The 18,186-nt window shown below is 63.2% G+C and carries 15 protein-coding genes; 8 read left to right on the top strand and 7 right to left on the bottom strand.

Annotation, left to right across the window (positions count from 1 at the left end; translation table 11 throughout):
* The first annotated feature begins 32 nt into the window (after positions 1-32).
* The 5 genes from LPA34_RS02290 to LPA34_RS02310 all read left to right on the top strand — a co-directional run bounded on the left by LPA34_RS02290 (position 33) and on the right by LPA34_RS02310 (position 5,112).
* Complete coding sequence (locus LPA34_RS02290; protein ID WP_090533217.1) at positions 33-296, top strand: type B 50S ribosomal protein L31; 264 nt, start codon at positions 33-35, stop codon at positions 294-296.
* A gap of 289 nt (positions 297-585) precedes the next feature.
* Positions 586-2,340, top strand: coding sequence for an ArnT family glycosyltransferase (locus LPA34_RS02295; RefSeq protein WP_228974446.1), 1,755 nt, complete (start codon positions 586-588; stop codon positions 2,338-2,340).
* Between the two features lie 2 nt (positions 2,341-2,342).
* Positions 2,343-3,725 carry an MATE family efflux transporter gene (locus LPA34_RS02300; RefSeq protein ID WP_228974448.1) on the top strand — a complete coding sequence of 461 codons (1,383 nt, stop codon included), beginning with the start codon at positions 2,343-2,345 and terminating at the stop codon, positions 3,723-3,725.
* 275 nt (positions 3,726-4,000) lie between these two features.
* Positions 4,001-4,546 (top strand): ComEA family DNA-binding protein, encoded by a 546-nt coding sequence (locus LPA34_RS02305; RefSeq protein WP_228974450.1) that lies wholly within the window; start codon positions 4,001-4,003, stop codon positions 4,544-4,546.
* A gap of 98 nt (positions 4,547-4,644) precedes the next feature.
* Positions 4,645-5,112 carry a YidB family protein gene (locus LPA34_RS02310; RefSeq protein ID WP_407672485.1) on the top strand — a complete coding sequence of 156 codons (468 nt, stop codon included), beginning with the start codon at positions 4,645-4,647 and terminating at the stop codon, positions 5,110-5,112.
* Between the two features lie 157 nt (positions 5,113-5,269).
* Here LPA34_RS02310 and clpB read toward each other — a convergent pair whose 3' ends face one another.
* On the bottom strand, positions 5,270-7,867 hold the full coding sequence (clpB, locus tag LPA34_RS02315) for an ATP-dependent chaperone ClpB (protein WP_228974456.1): 2,598 nt from the start codon (positions 7,865-7,867) through the stop codon (positions 5,270-5,272).
* Positions 7,868-8,350: 483 nt separating this feature from the next.
* On the opposite strand from clpB, the gene LPA34_RS02320 reads away from it, so the two are divergent.
* The gene (locus LPA34_RS02320; protein WP_228974457.1) at positions 8,351-8,890 is read left to right on the top strand and encodes a group III truncated hemoglobin; all 540 of its coding nucleotides are present in this window, start codon (positions 8,351-8,353) and stop codon (positions 8,888-8,890) included.
* Between the two features lie 98 nt (positions 8,891-8,988).
* Here LPA34_RS02320 and moaE read toward each other — a convergent pair whose 3' ends face one another.
* From moaE to LPA34_RS02350, 6 genes are all read right to left on the bottom strand, one after another.
* The gene (gene moaE, locus LPA34_RS02325) at positions 8,989-9,459 is read right to left on the bottom strand and encodes a molybdopterin synthase catalytic subunit MoaE (protein WP_228974459.1); all 471 of its coding nucleotides are present in this window, start codon (positions 9,457-9,459) and stop codon (positions 8,989-8,991) included.
* Between the two features lie 10 nt (positions 9,460-9,469).
* Complete coding sequence (moaD, locus tag LPA34_RS02330; RefSeq protein WP_228974462.1) at positions 9,470-9,727, bottom strand: molybdopterin converting factor subunit 1; 258 nt, start codon at positions 9,725-9,727, stop codon at positions 9,470-9,472.
* A 30-nt stretch (positions 9,728-9,757) separates the two neighbouring features.
* The gene (locus LPA34_RS02335) at positions 9,758-10,996 is read right to left on the bottom strand and encodes a molybdopterin molybdotransferase MoeA (protein WP_407672486.1); all 1,239 of its coding nucleotides are present in this window, start codon (positions 10,994-10,996) and stop codon (positions 9,758-9,760) included.
* A gap of 225 nt (positions 10,997-11,221) precedes the next feature.
* Positions 11,222-12,673: a threonine synthase gene (gene thrC / locus LPA34_RS02340; protein WP_228974465.1), complete on the bottom strand. Its 1,452-nt coding sequence runs from the start codon at positions 12,671-12,673 to the stop codon at positions 11,222-11,224.
* 8 nt (positions 12,674-12,681) lie between these two features.
* The gene (locus LPA34_RS02345; protein WP_228974467.1) at positions 12,682-14,013 is read right to left on the bottom strand and encodes a homoserine dehydrogenase; all 1,332 of its coding nucleotides are present in this window, start codon (positions 14,011-14,013) and stop codon (positions 12,682-12,684) included.
* Between the two features lie 71 nt (positions 14,014-14,084).
* Entirely contained in the window at positions 14,085-15,323 is a 1,239-nt protein-coding gene (locus LPA34_RS02350) for a pyridoxal phosphate-dependent aminotransferase (protein ID WP_228974470.1), read from the bottom strand.
* Positions 15,324-15,890: 567 nt separating this feature from the next.
* Between LPA34_RS02350 and LPA34_RS02355 the strand changes: the two genes are divergently transcribed.
* Both LPA34_RS02355 and LPA34_RS02360 read left to right on the top strand, forming a co-directional pair.
* Positions 15,891-16,265: an Mth938-like domain-containing protein gene (locus tag LPA34_RS02355; RefSeq protein ID WP_228974472.1), complete on the top strand. Its 375-nt coding sequence runs from the start codon at positions 15,891-15,893 to the stop codon at positions 16,263-16,265.
* A gap of 196 nt (positions 16,266-16,461) precedes the next feature.
* Positions 16,462-18,159 carry a glycosyltransferase family 39 protein gene (locus tag LPA34_RS02360; protein ID WP_228974474.1) on the top strand — a complete coding sequence of 566 codons (1,698 nt, stop codon included), beginning with the start codon at positions 16,462-16,464 and terminating at the stop codon, positions 18,157-18,159.
* Positions 18,160-18,186 lie beyond the last annotated feature (27 nt).

An 18,186-nucleotide genomic window follows, 5' to 3' on the forward strand; every position in this document is an offset into this window, starting at 1 on the left:
GGGTTGGCTACCGCCAGACTAAAGGAAAGACCATGAAAGAAGGCATTCACCCCGATTACCGCGAAGTCCTGTTCGTCGATATGTCGATCGACTTCAAGTTTGTGACCCGCTCGACCATCCAGACGCGCGAAACGGCCGAATTCGAAGGCAAGACGTACCCGCTCGCCAAGATCGAAGTGTCGTCGGAATCCCACCCGTTCTACACCGGTCAGCAAAAGATCATGGACACGGCCGGCCGCGTCGAGAAGTTCAACAAGAAGTTCGGCGCGCGTGCCACGGGCAAGGCGACTACGTAATACCTGTTCGATCCCGGCGATGTTTCACGAGCCGGTCGATGCAAAAAAGGGCAGCATTCGCTGCCCTTTTTTTGTCTCCGTATTTTACGCAGCAACCGGGCAACGCCCCGTCGCCGGCTGACTTGCCGTCGTGGCCGTTGCCAACTGTTGCAATCTCGCTGTTGCCGCCTGCCATCCACCGTGACGCGCGCCATGCCGCCCGTCTACAATGCCGGATGCTCAGGGCCGGCCACGCCCGGACACACCGTCTACCGTTTGCCAGCCCGTTTATCCGATACCGCCCAACTGCATGAGATCCGTCGTCCGTCTGACTGCCTCCGCCACCAGTGCGCTACCGCGCTGGCTGCTGCTTACCATCTGTATCGTCTACGCGTCGTTCGGGCTCTTCGGCCGCGATCCGTGGAAGAACGAAGATGCCGCCGGCTTCGGCGTCATGTGGACGATGGCGAAAGGCACCGCGCACGACTGGATGCTGCCGAACATCGTCGGCAAATACATCACATCGGATGGTCCGCTGGGTTACTGGCTTGGCGCCGTCGCGATCCGTGTGCTGTCGCCGTGGGTCGATGCAAGCAATGCGTCGCGCGTGTTCACCGGCTTGCTGTTCTGCGCGGCCTGCGCGTTCGTCTGGTACGCCGCGTATCTGCTCGGCCGCCGGCCCGAAGTACAGCCATTCAAGTATGCGTTCGGCGGCGAGCCCGAGCCGCGCGACTACGGCCGCACACTCGCCGACGGCGCACTGCTGATTCTGCTCGCCTGCTTCGGTCTCGCCGAGCGCGGCCACGAAACCACGCCGCAACTCGCGCAGTTCGTCTGCATCGCAATGCTCGTGTACGGGCTCGTACGGATGATCGACAAGCCGGTGCAAGGCTCGCTGCTTTGGGGTCTGGCGCTCGGGCTCGTCGCGTTGACGGCCAATCCCGTGCTGGTGAGCGCGCTGCTGGTCGGCACGCTGGTGATGACGCTTATCGTGCGCGAGGCGCAATTGCGCTGGCTGTTGCTGGCGGGTCTGCCGGTCGCGCTGGTCGTGTCGATCGCGTGGCCGGTGGCCGCCCTGATCACATTTCCCGACGATGCCGTCTGGTTCCTTCACCAGTGGGTGCATGTCAGCATCAACACGTTCGGGGGGCCGCCCGGGTCGGTGCTGCGTTATGCGCTGAAAAACCTGCCGCTCTTCACATGGCCTGCGTGGCCGCTCGCCATCTGGGCATGGTTCAGCTGGTCGGGATTGCGTCGCGCGCCGCACATTGCAATTCCGATGTCGGTCATCGCGCCGCTGCTGATTCTCGTCGTGCTGCAAAGCATGTCGACGAACCGTTTCTACATGCTGCTGCTGCCCGCGCTCGCGGTGCTCGCCACGTTCGCGCTGCCCACGCTCAAGCGCGGCGCGATCAACGCGATCGACTGGTTCGCGGTGCTCAGCTTCACGATTCTCGGCAGTTTTGTGTGGCTCGTGTGGCTGGCCGGCATGACAGGTTTTCCGCATCCGCTCGCGCGCAATCTCGCGCGTCTCGCACCCGGCTTCACGCCGCAGTTCAAGATCCTGTCGTTCGTGTGCGCCGTGGCCGTCACAGTCTGCTGGTTCGCGCTCGTGCAATGGCGTATTGCCCGGCATCCGAAGGTGCTCTGGCGCAGCGTGGTGCTCTCTAGCGCCGGCACGACGCTCATGTGGGTGCTGCTGATGACGCTCTGGCTGCCGGTGGTGAACTACAGCCGGACGTACAAGGACGTCGCGCAGCAGATCGCAAGCCATCTGCCGGATGACTACACGTGCATCTCGCCGGTCCGTCTCGGCGATGCACAGATCGCCACCTTCGCCTATTTCGGCAACATGCATTTTTCGTTCGACGAAGACTGCGACGTGATCCTGCGCCAGGACACGCAGGATTTCGGCGAACCCAGCTCGATGTCGAACTTCGTCTGGAAGCTGGTCTGGGAAGGCCGCCGCGTTGCCGACCGCGACGAACGGTTCCGTCTGTACGTTCGCATCGACCGCCCGAAACCGCCGGTCAAACGTCGCGGCCCGCGTCAGAAACCGGGTTGACCATGTTCGCCGACGTGCGGAAAATCGCCGCGCTCGCGTGGCCTGTACTGATCGGACAACTCGCGATCATCGCATTCGGCGTGATCGATACGGCAATGGTCGGGCGCTATTCCGCGATCGATCTCGCGGCACTCGGGCTCGGCTCGTCGATCTATATCTCAGTGTACATCGGCCTTACCGGCATTCTCACCGCGCTGCAGCCGATCACCGGACAGCTCTACGGCGCGCGGCGCTACAGCGAGATCGGCGAGGAAGTGCGTCAGGCGCTGTGGCTCGCGCTGGTTCTGATGGCGCTAGGCTTTTTGATTCTGTATTTTCCCGGACCGCTGCTGCGTATCGCACATGCGCCCGAAGCGCTGCGTGAGCGTACCGTCGCGTACCTGCAGATTCTCTCATTCGGGTTGCCCGCGAGCCTCGCGTTTCGTGTGTACAGTTCGCTGACCAATGCAGTGGGGCAGCCGCGACTCGTCATGATCCTGCAAGTCGGCGCGCTGCTGCTCAAGATTCCGCTCAACCTGTGGTTCATCTTCGGCGGTGCAGGCGTGCCCGCGCTCGGCGGCCCCGGCTGCGCGCTCGCAAGTACCGCCATCAACTGGACGCTCGCGATCGTCGGCATGACGCTGCTGGTGCGCCTGGACATCTTCCGCCCGTTCGCCACCTTCTCGCGCTTCTGCTGGCCTGTATGGAAGCGTCAGACCGCGCTGCTGAAGCTCGGCATTCCGATGGGACTGTCGTACCTGATCGAGGTCACGTCCTATACGTTCATGGCGCTCTTCATCGCGCGCTTCGGGACCACGACGCTCGCCGGTCACCAGATCGCGGGCAATCTCGGCGCGGTGCTGTACATGACACCGCTGTCCATCGGCATCGCCTCCTCGACGCTCGTCGCGCAGGCACTCGGCGCGCAACGTCCCGCCGACGCCCACACGCTCGCGCGACACGGCATCCTGATGGCGTGCGCGATCGCGTGCTGCTACGGCATGATCGTGCTCGCACTGCGGCCTTTCATCGTCGTGGGCTATACGTCGAATGCACAGGTCGCGGCGGCCGCGATGCCGCTCGTGCTGATCGTGATCGTCTACCACCTCTTCGACGCGCTCCAGATCACCACCGCGTTCGTGCTGCGCGCGTATCGCGTCGCCGTTGTGCCGACCGTGATCTATGCCGTCGCGTTGTGGGGCGTCGGCCTTGGCGGCGGCTATCTGCTCGGCTTCAACGTCAGCGGACGGGTTCCCGAATGGTTCACCGGTGCGCGCGGTTTCTGGGTCGCCAATGCGGCGAGCCTCGCTATCGCCGGCATCGGCCTCATGCTCTACTGGCGCACGGTCAGCGCGCGCCATCTGCGTGCCGGCGCACGTTCCCCGCACGTCGACCCCGCCGTATAGCCGTATTGCGCCTGGCTTCGGAGTGACGCAAAACGCATCAACTCGATAACGCGCGGATCTGCCGTGCCGGTCTTCCTTCCCGCTCGCGCACCTTATCCACGGTGTTAGTTGTCAAAAAATGCCCGTATTGATTTACTTGTCACGAATCGATGGGTATAAATCGGGCACTTTTCATAAAAAGGGCGCGCAATGTATCCTATGCTTGAATGCAGCGCCTGCTGACTGGATGCGTCGTCCGTTCCCGGCTTTTTTTTGCCCTCAATGGAGTGCCTGCCATGCTGAAGAAGCTGTTAATGCTCTGCGTCGCGCTTGTCCTGTCTTTGTCCGCTGGTTTCGCGGCGGCCGTCGAAGTCAATTCGGCCGATCAGGCCGCGCTTGAATCGGTGAAGGGCATTGGCCCGGCCCATGCGAAAGCGATCATCGACGAGCGGACCAAAAACGGCCCGTTCAAGGACGCCGACGATCTCGCGACACGCGTCAAGGGAATCGGCACCAAGTCGGTAGTCAATCTTGAAGCAGCCGGTTTGACGATCAACGGTTCGACGGCGCCGCCGAGTGGTGCGAAAGCCACCGCGCCAGCAGCAGCGAAACCAGTGAGCAAGCCCGCTACACCTGCCGCCACGATGACGATGGCACCCGCCAGCACACCGGCGGCAGCGTCGACGAAGAAGTCGAAAAAGAGCAAGACGGCCGCGGCGGCTTCGGCGCCAGCGACAACCGTAGCGGCATCCGCCAGTGCGCCGGCGAGCGCATCGGACACGAAAGCATCGAAGAAAAAGTCGAAGAAGGCCAAGGCCGCATCGGCAGCATCGGGCGCCTGAGGCTCGACATCTGAGGATCGCGCTGGCGACCTGGTCCGTGCGATCCGCGTAATCCCCGCCGCGCCCCCGCGCGGCGCATTTCACCCGCTGGCGCATGTGTGTCGTGCCGGCATTCCAGAGAGACAGTCATGAGCCTACTCGACAGCATCGGTTCCCTGCTTGGTAAATCGCCTGAAGGCGGCGGCGGACAGCAGGCGTTGATCGCCACCGCACTCGAATTCGTGAACAACCAGCCGGGCGGCCTGAACGGCCTGATCCAGCAATTCAAGGACAAAGGCGCCGGCGACATCATCAGTTCGTGGGTCAGCAACGGCGAGAATCAGGCAATCTCGCCGGACACGCTGCACAGCGTGCTCGGTTCGGACACTGTCACGAATCTCGCATCGAAAGCCGGTGTGGCGCCCGATCAGGTCAGCGGTCTGCTCTCGCAGATCCTGCCGCACGTGGTGAACGCGGCAACGCCCGAAGGCGAAGTGCCGGCCGAAGGCAAGCTCAACGCCACGACGGTTCTCGGCGCACTCGGCGGTATCGCCTCGCTCCTCGGCAAGGGCGACAAAACCGCTTGATATCCGCGCGGTCGTCACGGTCGAAAAAAAGGCAGCGAGAAATCGCTGCCTTTTTCACTGCTTTTACCGCCGCGTCGTGTTCGTGTACCAGAACGGCATACCCGAACAAACATCGTAATCGCGAGCGACGCAACACGCCGCCGCCCGCGCACTACGCTTAATGCACGACACGCTCGAAAACGAGTGCGCCGTTGTCCACTTCGACCGGTATCACATCCTTCGGGCCGAACCTGCCAGCCAGAATCAGCTTCGCGACCGGATTTTCGATCTCCTGCTGGATCGCGCGCTTGAGCGGACGGGCGCCAAAGAGCGGATCGTAACCAACCTTGCCGATGTGCTCCAGCGCGCCATCCGACACGACGAGCTGCATGTCGAGCTTCGCGAGCCGTTCCTGCAGACGCTGCAACTGGATCCGCGCAATCGACTGGATGTTCGTGCGATCGAGTGCGTGGAACACGACGACATCGTCGATCCGGTTCAGGAACTCGGGCCGGAAGTGCAGCTTCACCTCTTCCCAGACCGCATCCTTCACCGCATCCTGCGGCTCGCCGACCATCGACTGGATCACCTGCGACCCAAGGTTCGACGTCATCACGATCACCGTATTCTTGAAGTCGACGGTGCGTCCCTGGCCATCGGTCATGCGACCGTCGTCCAGTACCTGCAGCAGCACGTTGAACACGTCCGGATGCGCCTTCTCGACTTCGTCGAGCAGGATCACGCTGTACGGCTTGCGGCGCACGGCCTCGGTCAGATAGCCGCCTTCTTCGTATCCGACATAGCCCGGCGGCGCACCGATCAGCCGCGCGACGCTGTGCTTCTCCATGAATTCGCTCATGTCGATACGGATCAGATGATCTTCCGAATCGAACAGGAACGAAGCGAGCGCCTTGCACAGTTCCGTCTTGCCGACACCCGTCGGCCCGAGGAACAGGAACGAACCATACGGCCGGTTCGGATCGGCGAGACCCGCACGCGAGCGGCGGATCGCATCGGCCACCGAGCCGATCGCCTCATCCTGACCGACGACGCGCTCATGCAGCTTCTCTTCGATCTGCAGCAGTTTTTCGCGCTCGCCCTGCATCATCCGCGACACCGGAATGCCGGTTGAACGCGACACGACTTCCGCGATTTCCTCCGCGCCGACCTGGGTGCGCAACAGACGCCGACGCGTGGGATTGTTCTGTTCCTGCGCCTCGGCCTGCGTGACCTGCTTCAACTGGGCCTCGAGCTGCGGCAACGTGCCGTACTGCAGTTCGGCGACTTTCTCGAGCTTGCCCTGACGTTGCAGACGCACGATTTCCGCACGCGTTTTCTCGATCTCTTCCTTGAATTGCGCGCTGCCCTGCACCGCCGCTTTTTCAGCCGTCCAGATCTCTTCGAGGTCCGAATATTCGCGGTCGAGCCGCTCGATTTCTTCCTCGATCAATTGCAGGCGCTTCTGCGACGCTTCGTCCTTTTCCTTCTTGACGGCTTCGCGCTCGATCTTCAACTGGATCAACCGACGGTCGAGCCGGTCCATCTCTTCCGGCTTCGAATCGATTTCCATCTTGATCTTCGACGCAGCTTCGTCGATCAGGTCGATGGCCTTGTCCGGCAGAAAACGATCCGTGATATAGCGATGCGACAGTTCCGCGGCCGCGACGATCGCCGGGTCGGTGATGTCGACGCCGTGGTGCAGCTCGTACTTTTCCTGCAGGCCGCGCAGGATCGCGATGGTCGCCTCGACCGACGGCTCGTCCACCAGCACCTTCTGGAACCGGCGTTCGAGCGCCGCGTCCTTTTCGATGTACTTGCGGTATTCGTCGAGCGTGGTCGCGCCGACGCAATGCAGCTCACCGCGCGAGAGCGCCGGCTTCAGCATGTTGCCCGCGTCCATCGCGCCTTCGGCCTTGCCCGCGCCGACCATCGTATGGATTTCGTCGATGAAAACGATGGTTTGACCTTCGTCTTTCGCGATGTCGTTGAGCACGGCTTTCAGGCGCTCTTCGAACTCGCCGCGATACTTCGCGCCCGCGAGCAGCGCCGCCATGTCGAGCGACAGCACGCGCTTGCCCTTCAGCGTTTCCGGCACTTCGCCGTTGACGATGCGCTGCGCGAGGCCCTCGACGATCGCCGTCTTGCCCACGCCCGGCTCGCCGATGAGCACCGGATTGTTCTTCGTACGACGTTGCAGGATCTGGATCGAGCGACGAATTTCGTCGTCACGGCCGATCACCGGATCGAGCTTGCCGGCGCGGGCACGCTCGGTCAGATCGACCGTGTATTTCTTCAGCGCTTCGCGCTGGCTCTCGGCGTCCTGGTTGTGCACCTGCGAGCCGCCACGCACCGCGACGATCGCCGTTTCCAGCGACTTGCGCGACAGGCCGTGCTGGCGCGCGAGCCGACCTGCCTCGCCCTTGTCGTCGGCGATGGCGAGCAGGAACATCTCGCTCGCGATGAACGTGTCGTTGAGCTTTTGCGCTTCCTTGTCGGCCTGGTTGAGGAGGCCAGTGAGTTCGCGGCCGATCTGCACGTTGCCGTCGGTGCCCTGCACCTGCGGCAGGCGCGTGATCGCGTCGTTCAGCGCGGTTTGCAGCGGCTGCACGTGCACGCCTGCACGCGAGAGCAACGAGCGGGCCGAACCATCCTGCTGCGCGACGAGCGCGGCAAGCACGTGGACCGGTTCTATGTATTGATTGTCGTGACCGACAGCCAGGCTTTGCGCATCCGCCAATGCTTCCTGGAATTTGGTGGTGAGTTTGTCGATTCTCATCAAGAGACCTCCAATTTCGAATATCACCAAAATGAGGCGTTTTGTGCGGGTTTCAAGCGCCTGATCGCATTCGACTGGCGTTTTTTTGCAAATTCGCCAACAAACTGCCGACACCCGTTTCAGCGTCGGGCGGACGATGCAGAACGAACCCACGCGACCGGAACAATCTGCCCGATCCGGAGCAACGCGGCAAGTGGTTCGGCCGGTTGGGCGCAAGCTCGTGGATCGTGTGCCAACCACGTCGGTGCAAGGGTTGCCGATCCTGTATGCTCGCAATAAGATGTAGTCTGGATGCAACTATTTCGCCTGCCTGCCCGCGCTGCTTCGCGTTGTGCGATGAGCCTGGCTTGCGATCCGGTGCCGCCGGGTTGTCCCTTGTTGTCGTCTGGTTGCGGCTTCAGGCGACAGTGCGATGAAGCTGCCCTGTTTTGCTTTACAGCGTGCCCGCGCCCTGCGCGCTGACTTTTTCACCGTGGTTACCCAATGAATCCGACTTTTCCGCCCCGGCCGGCCGTCGCGCGCCAGCCCGAACCGACCGAAGAAAATATCCACGCGCTCGTCTACGCGTTCTACGACCGTGTCCAGGCCGACCCGATGCTGGGCCCCATCTTCGAGCAGAAGCTCGCGGGACGCTGGGACGAACATTTACCGAAGATGTGCACGTTCTGGTCGAGCATCGTGCTTGGCCAGAAGGGATATCGCGGTAACGTGCAGCAGGCGCACCAGCCACTGCCGGGGATCGAGCCGCAGCATTTCAGCCGCTGGCTATACCTGTTCCTGGATACCGTGGAATCGCGCTACGAGCCCGCGGCTGCCGTGCGTTTCATGGAGCCCGCACTGCGTATCGCGCAGAGCCTGCAACTGTCGAAATTTGGCTGGGATTACACGATTCCCGAGGAACAGAAGGCGTTGCTGGAGCGACTTGCGCCGCGCCGGCACAGGGACGATGACGCACCCGATACGACGCCCCCACGCGGCGAGTCATTTCCGGCGAAGATCATCGGCCGTTCGGCGGAGGATTGAGTGCAAGATCGGGCCGCCTGGTGCGTTCGGCACCATCGGGCCTGCGCTCGAAGGGCTGCGGACGCGTCTCCGCGATTCGGGCTGGCGCACGCGACCGGCTACTTCGCGTTACCCGAATCCAGACCCCACCGCGCCAATGCGGCGTCGTCCGTGACGCGCGCATCGACCCAGCGCTCGCCTTGCCCGGTTTTTTCCTTCTTCCAGAACGGCGCCTGCGTCTTCAGGTAGTCCATCACGAACTCGCACGAAGCGAACGCTTCGCCGCGATGTGCGGCGGTGGTCGCGACCAGCACGATCTGGTCGAGCGGATAGAGCTTGCCGACCCGATGCACGATCAGGACCTCGATACCCGGCCAGCGTTCGCGCGCCGTCGCGACAATCGCTTCCAGCGCCTTTTCCGTCATGCCCGGATAGTGTTCGAGCTCCATCGTCTCGACGGCGCTCCCGTCGTTCAGATCGCGAACGGTGCCGACGAAACACGCCACCGCGCCGACCTTCGGGTTCAGGGCGCGCAACGCGGCGACCTCGGTTGTCAGGTCAAAATCTTCGGTCTGGACGCGAACGGTCATCGGGAACTCCTCAGCCGCCCGTGACCGGCGGAAAAAACGCGACTTCACAGCCTTCGGTGACGCGTGTGCCGGCGTCGGTCATGACGTGATTACAGGCCATCCGCAACGCGCGGCCTTCGGCGAGCGCCTCGGCCCATGCACCGCCCCGCACGCGCAACCAGGCGCGCACGTCGCCGAGCGTCGCGATACCGTCGGGAACGACCACGGATTCGTCCGCGATCCCGACCGCCTCACGCACACTCGCAAAATATTTCAGCTGGATCTTCATGTTCGGTCCCGGGCGCGGCTGGCGACAGCGTCAGCCCAGCAATTCGGAAAAGGGAATGAACCGCACGGTCTCGCCTGTCGTAATGGCGTGATTCGGCGGATTGTCGATCAGCCCGTCGCCCCACACTGTCGACGTCAGCACTGCGGAACTCTGGTTCGGAAACAGGTCGAGGCCGCCCGCCGGGTTGATGCGCGCGCGCAGGAATTCATTGCGACGGTCCGCCTTCGACTGCGAAAAATCGGCGCGCAGCGACAACGCGCGCGGCGACACGGTGCGCACGCCGGCAAGCCTCAGGATGAATGGTCTGACGAACAGCAAAAACGTGACGAAGGTCGAAACAGGATTACCCGGCAGGCCGATGAAATACGTTTCGTTCGACACCGATGCGACGGTATCGACACCGGTGCTGCCAGCGCGCCGCACCGCGCCGAACGCGAGCGGCTTGCCGGGCTTCATCGCGATCTGCCACATCGACAGATGCCCTTCTGCCTCGACCGCGGGCTTCACGTGGTCTTCCTCGCCAACGGATACGCCGCCGCAGGTCAGGATCAGATCGTGCGCCTGCGACGCCTCGCGCAGCGTGGCACGGGTCGCGTCGAGCCTGTCGGGCACGATGCCGTAGTCCGTCACGTCGCAGCCGAGGTTTTCCAGCAGACCGCGCAACGTAAAGCGATTCGAGTTGTAGATCGCGCCTGGCTTGAGCGGCTCGCCAGGCATCGTCAGTTCGTCGCCCGTGAAGAAGACCGCGACTTTCACGCGCCGCGTCACCGTCAGCGACGCGCTCCCGACCGACGCGGCCAGACCGAGCGCCTGCGGCGTCAGGCGCGTGCCGGCGGGCAGGATCACCGAGCCGCTGCGAATATCCGCGCCCTGCTGCGTAATCCACTCGCCGGCTTTCGGCGTATGCAGGATCGAGACCTCACTGCCGTCGGCTTCGGCCTGCTCCTGCATGACGATGGCATCCGCGCCCGGCGGCACCGTGGCACCCGTGAAAATGCGCGCCGCCGTGCCAGCCGCGAGCGGCTGCGGAGCGTGACCGGCCGGGATGCGCTGCGACACCGGCAGCCGGCGGTCGCCCTGCAACAGATCGGCCACGCGCACCGCGTAGCCATCCATCGAACTGGTGTTCATGGGCGGCACGTCGAGCGACGAAACGACATCGACGGCGAGCACGCGGTTCAATGCGCGAGGCGTGAGCAACGTTTCGGCACCCTCGACCGCGCGAGCCGCGCCGAGCAGCGTGACGAGCGCTTCGGCAGTCGAAAGCATCGGCGCACGGGGCGCTGGATAAGTGGGCGTGGACATCGATTGGGCGAATGCGCGGGACCGAAAAGGACATTGTAGCGGGCGACGGCCTTCGACGGGTGCGCGCGCCGGCATGCTGGTCATCCGGCCAGGGCCACGGACGGCAGAACGGCCATGACGGGCCTCACATCGCGAGGCCTGTCATGGCCGTTCCTGGTCTTCAAGCCGCACTAACGTGCGCTTGCCGGATTAGTCGACCGTATGCGCCGCGACGAAGTCCTTCACCCGCGTAGCGTCCGCCGGCAGCACCTCGAATCGCTGCGGCAGCGCTTCAATACCCGAAAACGCGGCAGGCCGCTCCGGTTCGCGCTGCAGCGCTTCGCGGATCGTTTCGCCGAACTTGACCGGTTGCGCCGTCTCCAGCACGATCATCGGGATACCCGGTTGCAGATGCTCGCGCGCGACCTTCAGACCGTCGGCGGTATGCGTGTCGATCATCGTGTCGTAACGCTCGAACACGTCACGAATCGCATCGACGCGGTCAGCGTGGCTGCTGCGTCCCGACACGAAACCGAACTCCGCGACGCGCGCGAAATCGCCGCTCGCGGCCAGATCGAAACCGCCCTTTTCCTCGACGTCGTGGAACAGTTGCAGCACGCGCTTCGGGTCGCGGCCCAGCAGGTCGAACACGAAACGTTCGAAGTTCGAAGCCTTCGAGATATCCATACTCGGGCTGCTCGTGTGATACGTTTCGGCGGCCTTGCGCACGCGATAGATGCCGGTGCGAAAGAATTCGTCGAGCACGTCGTTCTCGTTCGTCGCGACCACGAGCTTTTCGATCGGCAGACCCATCATCCGCGCGATGTGGCCGGCGCAGACATTGCCGAAATTGCCCGACGGCACCGTGAATGAAACGCGCTCGTCGTTCGATTTCGTCGCGGCGAAATAGCCCTTGAAGTAGTACACGACCTGCGCCACGACACGCGCCCAGTTGATCGAATTGACCGTGCCGATCCGGTGCCGCGCCTTGAACGCGTGATCGTTCGAGACAGCTTTCACGATGTCCTGGCAGTCGTCGAACACGCCAGCCACCGCCAGGTTGAAGATGTTCGGATCCTGCAGGCTGTACATCTGCGCCGTCTGGAACGCGCTCATCTTTTTATGCGGCGACAGCATGAAAACGCGCACGCCCTTCTTGCCGCGCATCGCGTATTCGGCCGCGCTGCCGGTATCGCCCGAGGTCGCGCCGAGAATGTTCAGCGTCTCGCCGTGCTTTGCCAGCGCGTATTCGAACAGGTTGCCGATCAGCTGCATCGCCATGTCCTTGAACGCGAGCGTCGGACCGTTCGACAGTTCCAGCAGCGACAGTGGCGCGCCGCTTTCGATGCCCAGCGTTTTCAGCGGCGTGATCTGCGCGGCGCTTTCGTCATCGCGCACGTTGCAGTAGGTTTCGGCGGTGTACGTGCGGCGCGTGAGCGCGCGCAGGTCTTCGGCAGGAATGTCGTCGCTGAATTTCGACAGGATCTCGAACGCGAGATCCGCATACGGCAGCGTGCGCCAGCGGGACAGTTCGTCGGCCGAAACGCGCGGATATTCCGCGGGCAGGTACAGGCCGCCGTCCTTCGCAAGACCGCCGAGCAGGATGTCGGAGAAAGTGTGGCGCTCGCTGGCACCGGCGCCGCGTGTGGAGATGTAGTTCATGTGTCTGCCTAGTTCAGCGCTTCCATGCGCAGCTTCGTCACCTGCGATACGACGGTCTTCAGCGCTTCGATCGTTTTGATCGCCGCGTTCACGTTCTTTTCGACCGTTTCGTGCGTGATCAGGATGATGTCGGTTTCGCCCTTGCCGTTTGCGTCCACGTGCTCGGATTCCTTCTGCAGCAGTGCGTCGATCGAGATTCCCCGGTCGGCCAGAATGCGCGTGATGTCGGCCAGCACGCCGGTCACGTCGGCGACCCGCAGACGCAGGTAGTAGCCGCTCGTCACCTCGTCGATCGGCAGGATCGGCGTGCTGGACAGGCTGTCCGGCTGGAACGCGAGATGCGGCACGCGATGCTCCGGGTCGGCCGTATGCAGGCGCGTCACGTCGACAAGATCGGCGATCACGGCGGAAGCCGTCGGCTCCGCGCCCGCGCCCTTGCCGTAGTACAGCGTCGAGCCCACTGCGTCGCCATGCACGACGACCGCGTTCATCGCGCCTTCCACGTTTGCGAGCAGACGTTTTTCAGGAATCAGCGTGGGATGCACGCGCAACTCGATGCCTTTTTCCGCGCGGCGCGCGATGCCAAGCAGCTTGATGCGATAGCCGAGCTCTTCGGCGTATCTGATGTCGATCGCGGCGAGCTTGCTGATGCCTTCGACGTACGCGCGGTCGAACTGCACCGGCACGCCGAACGCGATCGCGCTCATGATCGTGGCCTTGTGCGCGGCGTCGACACCTTCGATGTCGAATGTCGGATCCGCTTCCGCATAACCGAGTTCCTGTGCGGCTTTGAGCGCCGTCGCGAAATCGAGGCCACGGTCGCGCATTTCCGACAGGATGTAGTTCGTCGTACCGTTAATGATGCCGGCGATGTACTGGATGCGGTTCGCCGTCAGCCCTTCGCGCAGCGCCTTGATGATCGGAATGCCGCCGGCCACGGCCGCTTCGAACGACACCATCACGCCGTTCGCGCGCGCCGCCTCGAAAATCTCCGTGCCGTGCACCGCGAGCAGCGCCTTGTTGGCGGTGACCACGTGCTTGCGGTTGCGAATGGCGCGCAGCACGAGTTCGCGTGCGATCGCCGTGCCGCCGATCATTTCCGCGACGATGTCGATTGACGGATCGTCGACCACCGAGCCGAAGTCGTCCGTGACCTCCACGGAGCCGGCGGCATCGCCGAGCGCGGCAGTCGCCTTCGCCGGGTTGCGCACGGCAATGCGTGTGACTTCAATACCGCGACCCGCGCGACGTTTGATTTCTTCCTGATTGCGGCGCAGTACGGTGAAGGTGCCGCTGCCTACCGTGCCGAAGCCCAGCAGTCCAACTTTGATCGGTTCCATGCAGCGTGTGTTTTCGAGTAAGAGATTTAGGGAACAGTATTGCGGGCGGCGCTGGCGCTGAACACCTGGCCTTATGCCGTATGCCGTTTGCGGTAGCCGTCGAGAAAACGGGCGATACGGGTGATCGAATCCGCCAGATCGTCGACGTTCGGCAGGAACACGACGCGGAAATGGTCCGGCGCGTTCCAGTTGAAACCGGTGCCCTGCACGAGTAGCACACGCTCCGCGAGCAGCAGGTCGAGAATGAACTGCTGGTCGTTCTGGATCGGGTACATCTTCGGGTCGAGGCGCGGGAACATGTACAACGCTGCCTGCGGCTTCACACAGGTTACGCCAGGAATCGACGTCAGCATGTCGTACGCGAGTTCGCGTTGCTTGTAGAGGCGGCCGCCAGGGACGATCAGGTCGTTGATACTCTGATAGCCGCCAAGCGCCGTCTGGATCGCGTATTGGCCCGGCACGTTCGGACACAGCCGCATCGAGGCGAGAATGCCGAGCCCTTCGATATAGTCTTTCGAGCGGAGGCGGTTCTCGCCCGTCAGGCCCGAAATGAACATCCAGCCGGCCCGGTAACCACACGAACGGTAGCTCTTCGACAGACTGTTGAACGTGACCGTCAGCACGTCTTCCGACAACGCGCCAATCGCGGTATGCGTCTTGCCGTCGTAGACGATCTTGTCGTAGACCTCGTCGGCGAAAATCACGAGGCCGTGTTCGCGTGCGATCTGGATCAGTTCCAGCAGCAGTTCATCCGAATACAGCGCACCGGTCGGATTGTTCGGGTTGATCACGACGAGCGCGCGCGTGTTCGGCGTGATTTTCGCACGGATGTCGTCCGGGTCGGGCATCCAGGCGTTCGATTCGTCGCAGATGTAGTGCACCGGCGTGCCACCCGAGAGACTCACACCGGCCGTCCACAGCGGGTAATCCGGCGCGGGCAGCAGCACTTCGTCGCCGTCGTTAAGCAGGCCCTGAAGCGCCATCACGATCAGCTCGGACGCGCCGTTGCCGATGAAGATATCGTCGAGCTCAACGCCCTGCACGTTCTTCTGCTGCGCGTAGTGCATGATCGCCTTGCGCGCGGCGAAGACGCCCTTCGAGTCGGAATAGCCCGACGAAGCGGGCAGGTTCCGGATCATGTCCTGGATGATTTCGTCCGGCGCGTCGAAACCGAACGGCGCGAGGTTGCCGATATTCAGCTTGATGATGCGATGGCCTTCGTCTTCGAGACGCTTCGCGTGTTCGAGAACGGGCCCGCGAATGTCGTAGCAGACATTCAACAGCTTGTTGGATTTCAGAATCGGTTTCACGGGGGCACAAGGTCCTGTAAATCAGCCGGCCGCTTCGCCTGGCCGGTCAGCCAGCGGAATCAGCCATCTAGTCAGCTACATGAGTCTGGGCTACCCGGGTCCAGCTACACAGGTCAGCCAGAAGAACAGGCCACATCGGTCGGCCAGACAGGTCGGTCTGGATGTTTCAGCCGGATCAGCTCGATCAGCCGGGGTGAGCCGGACTGCGAAAGCCTGAAGACGGGAAGCCGGACCCGGTGGGCCGGTCATGCGCGGGGTGTGCGGACCTGTCTGATCGCGTCCGGCCGCCGTCTGGCGGAGCACTCCGGCGCTGCTTGTGGCGACGCGCGAAGCAAGGGGCGCCGCCGGGCGGCTAAAAAGTTATAATTTAGCGGATTTTAGCCGGGTTCCGCAATGCACCAACCGCGTTGGCGGCCCTTTTCGGCTATTTCGTGTCAAATTACGTGAAACCTTTACAATGCGCGCCGGCCCGACCGGCACACGCGGCCCGCCCCCGGCGGGCGTCGCGGGCGCACCGGGATCACGTAACATCTGACCCTCGCTCCACGACGACCCCGGATCACGAATTTGAAACTACATCAGGATTCCAGCGGCGCCCTCAACACGGTTACCGGTTACGGGCCCGGCTACGTCGAAATCAACCTCGTGCGCCATCAGGGCAGCATTCTCGTGCTGCCGGAGGCGCCTGTCATTGCCTGGCCGGTCTCCTCGTTCGAAGCCCTGGGCGCGGAGCATTTCGAACTTCTGGTCGCGCCTGCGCCGGAAGTTGTCATTTTCGGCAGCGGCGAGCGTCTGCGCTTTCCGCATCCACGACTGACGGCCGCCCTCGCGAAGCACCGCATCGGCGTCGAAACGATGGATTTCAAGGCCGCCTGCCGGACCTACAACATCCTGATGGCCGAGGGCCGCAAGGTCGCGGCCGCATTGCTGATCGAAGGTTAGCCGGCACGGCGCACCGATGGCCGCGTCACGCCGGTGACGTACACTGCGCGGCATTCGTCGCACAGGCAGGCGTGGCGGGCTGCTGGAGCGTGCCCATCAGGTCCCGTATGTCCGTGTGAGCGCGGCGCGCGTTCGGCGCCGCCCGTTCCACTTCACAACGCCGCATGCGCGGCAAAGACAAACAGGTTGATTCCACATGAACGATACGCCGTCACGGCTACCGCTCAACCGCACCGCGATCCTGCTGCTGATCCTCGCGCTTGCGCTTATCTGGTTCGTGCCGCTCGGCTGGCGCCACCTGCTGCCAAGCGACGAAGGCCGCTATGCGGAAATGGCACGCGAAATGTTCGTGACCGGCGACTGGATCACGCCGCGCTACAACGGCTACAAATACTTCGAAAAGCCGCCGCTGCAAACCTGGCTCAACGCGCTCACGTTCGCGTGGTTCGGCATCGGTGAATGGCAGGCGCGCCTCTACACGGCGCTGACGGGCTTTGCAGGTGTGCTGCTCATCGGTTTTACCGGCACGCGCGTTTTCAACGCCGCGACGGGCGTCTTCGCCGCGATCGTGCTCGCGAGCGCGCCGTACTGGAACCTGATGGGCCACTTCAACACGCTCGACATGGGCCTGTCGTTCTGGATGGAAGTCACGCTGTGTTCGCTGCTCCTCGCACAGCGCCCCAACGTGCCCGCGAACCACGTGCGGCTCTGGATGTGGCTGTGCTGGGGGTCGATGGCGCTCGCCGTGCTGTCGAAGGGGCTCATCGGCGTGATCCTGCCGGGCGCGGCGCTCGTGCTCTATACGCTCATCGTGCGCGACTGGGCAATCTGGAAGCGGCTGTATCTGGTGAGCGGCCTGATCGTGTTCTTCGCGATCGCGACGCCATGGTTCGTGCTCGTGCAGCAGCGCAATCCGGAGTTTCTGAATTTCTTCTTCATCGTGCAGCAGTTCCAGCGCTACCTGACGCCCGAGCAGAACCGCCCCGGTCCGCTCTACTATTTCGTGGCCGTGATGCTGGTCGGCTTCCTGCCCTGGCTGTCGGTCAGCGTGCAGAGCATCCGGCACGCACTGCGCGTGCCGCGCCAACCGAACGGCTTTTCACCGCCGATGATGCTGATCATCTGGTCGGCGTTCATTTTCCTGTTCTTCAGCGCTTCGCATTCGAAGCTGATCTCTTACACGCTGCCCGTCGCGCCCGCGCTCGCGCTGCTGCTCGGCATGTATCTGCCGCTTCTCAAACGCGATGAGTTCCGTCGGCATCTGGCTGGCTACGCGGTGTTTTTCGTCGTCGCGGCGTTTGGCGCGATCTTCCTGAGTCGCGCCGGCGACGCCCGCAACCCGAACGAGCTGTACCGTGCGTTCCAGGTCTGGGTGTACGCCGCGCTCGGCGTGGCCTTCGCGCTGACGATCGTCGCGCTCTGGCTCAACCGCCGCAGCCGCGGCGGTATTGTCGGCGCGACGGTCGCGTTCGCCGCCGGCTGGGTGCTGCTCGGCACGATCGCCGGCACCGGGCACGACGTGTTCGGCCGACTGAGCTCGGGCGCCCCGCTCGCGCCGGCCGTGCGCGCCGCCATCGCGAAGCTGCCGCCCGACACCCCGTTCTATTCGGTTGGTGTGCTCGACCACACGATGCCGTTCTACATCGGTCATACGATGATCATGGTCGAAAATCCGGACGAACTGCGTTTCGGCGTCACCGTCGAACCGCAAAAGTGGGTGCCGACCATCGCCGAATGGATCCAGCGCTGGAATGCGGAGCCGTATGCGCTGGCCCTGATGACGACCCAGCGTTTCAGCGATCTGTCCGCCCAGCACGTGCCGATGCAGGTCGTCGCACGCGATTCGCGGCGCGTGATCGTGGAAAAACCGGGCGTGGAAAAACCGCAACAATGACCTCATATATCAAACACGGGACCGTTT

The organism is Paraburkholderia gardini, from assembly GCF_907164575.1.
Classification (GTDB): Bacteria; Pseudomonadota; Gammaproteobacteria; order Burkholderiales; family Burkholderiaceae; genus Paraburkholderia; species Paraburkholderia gardini.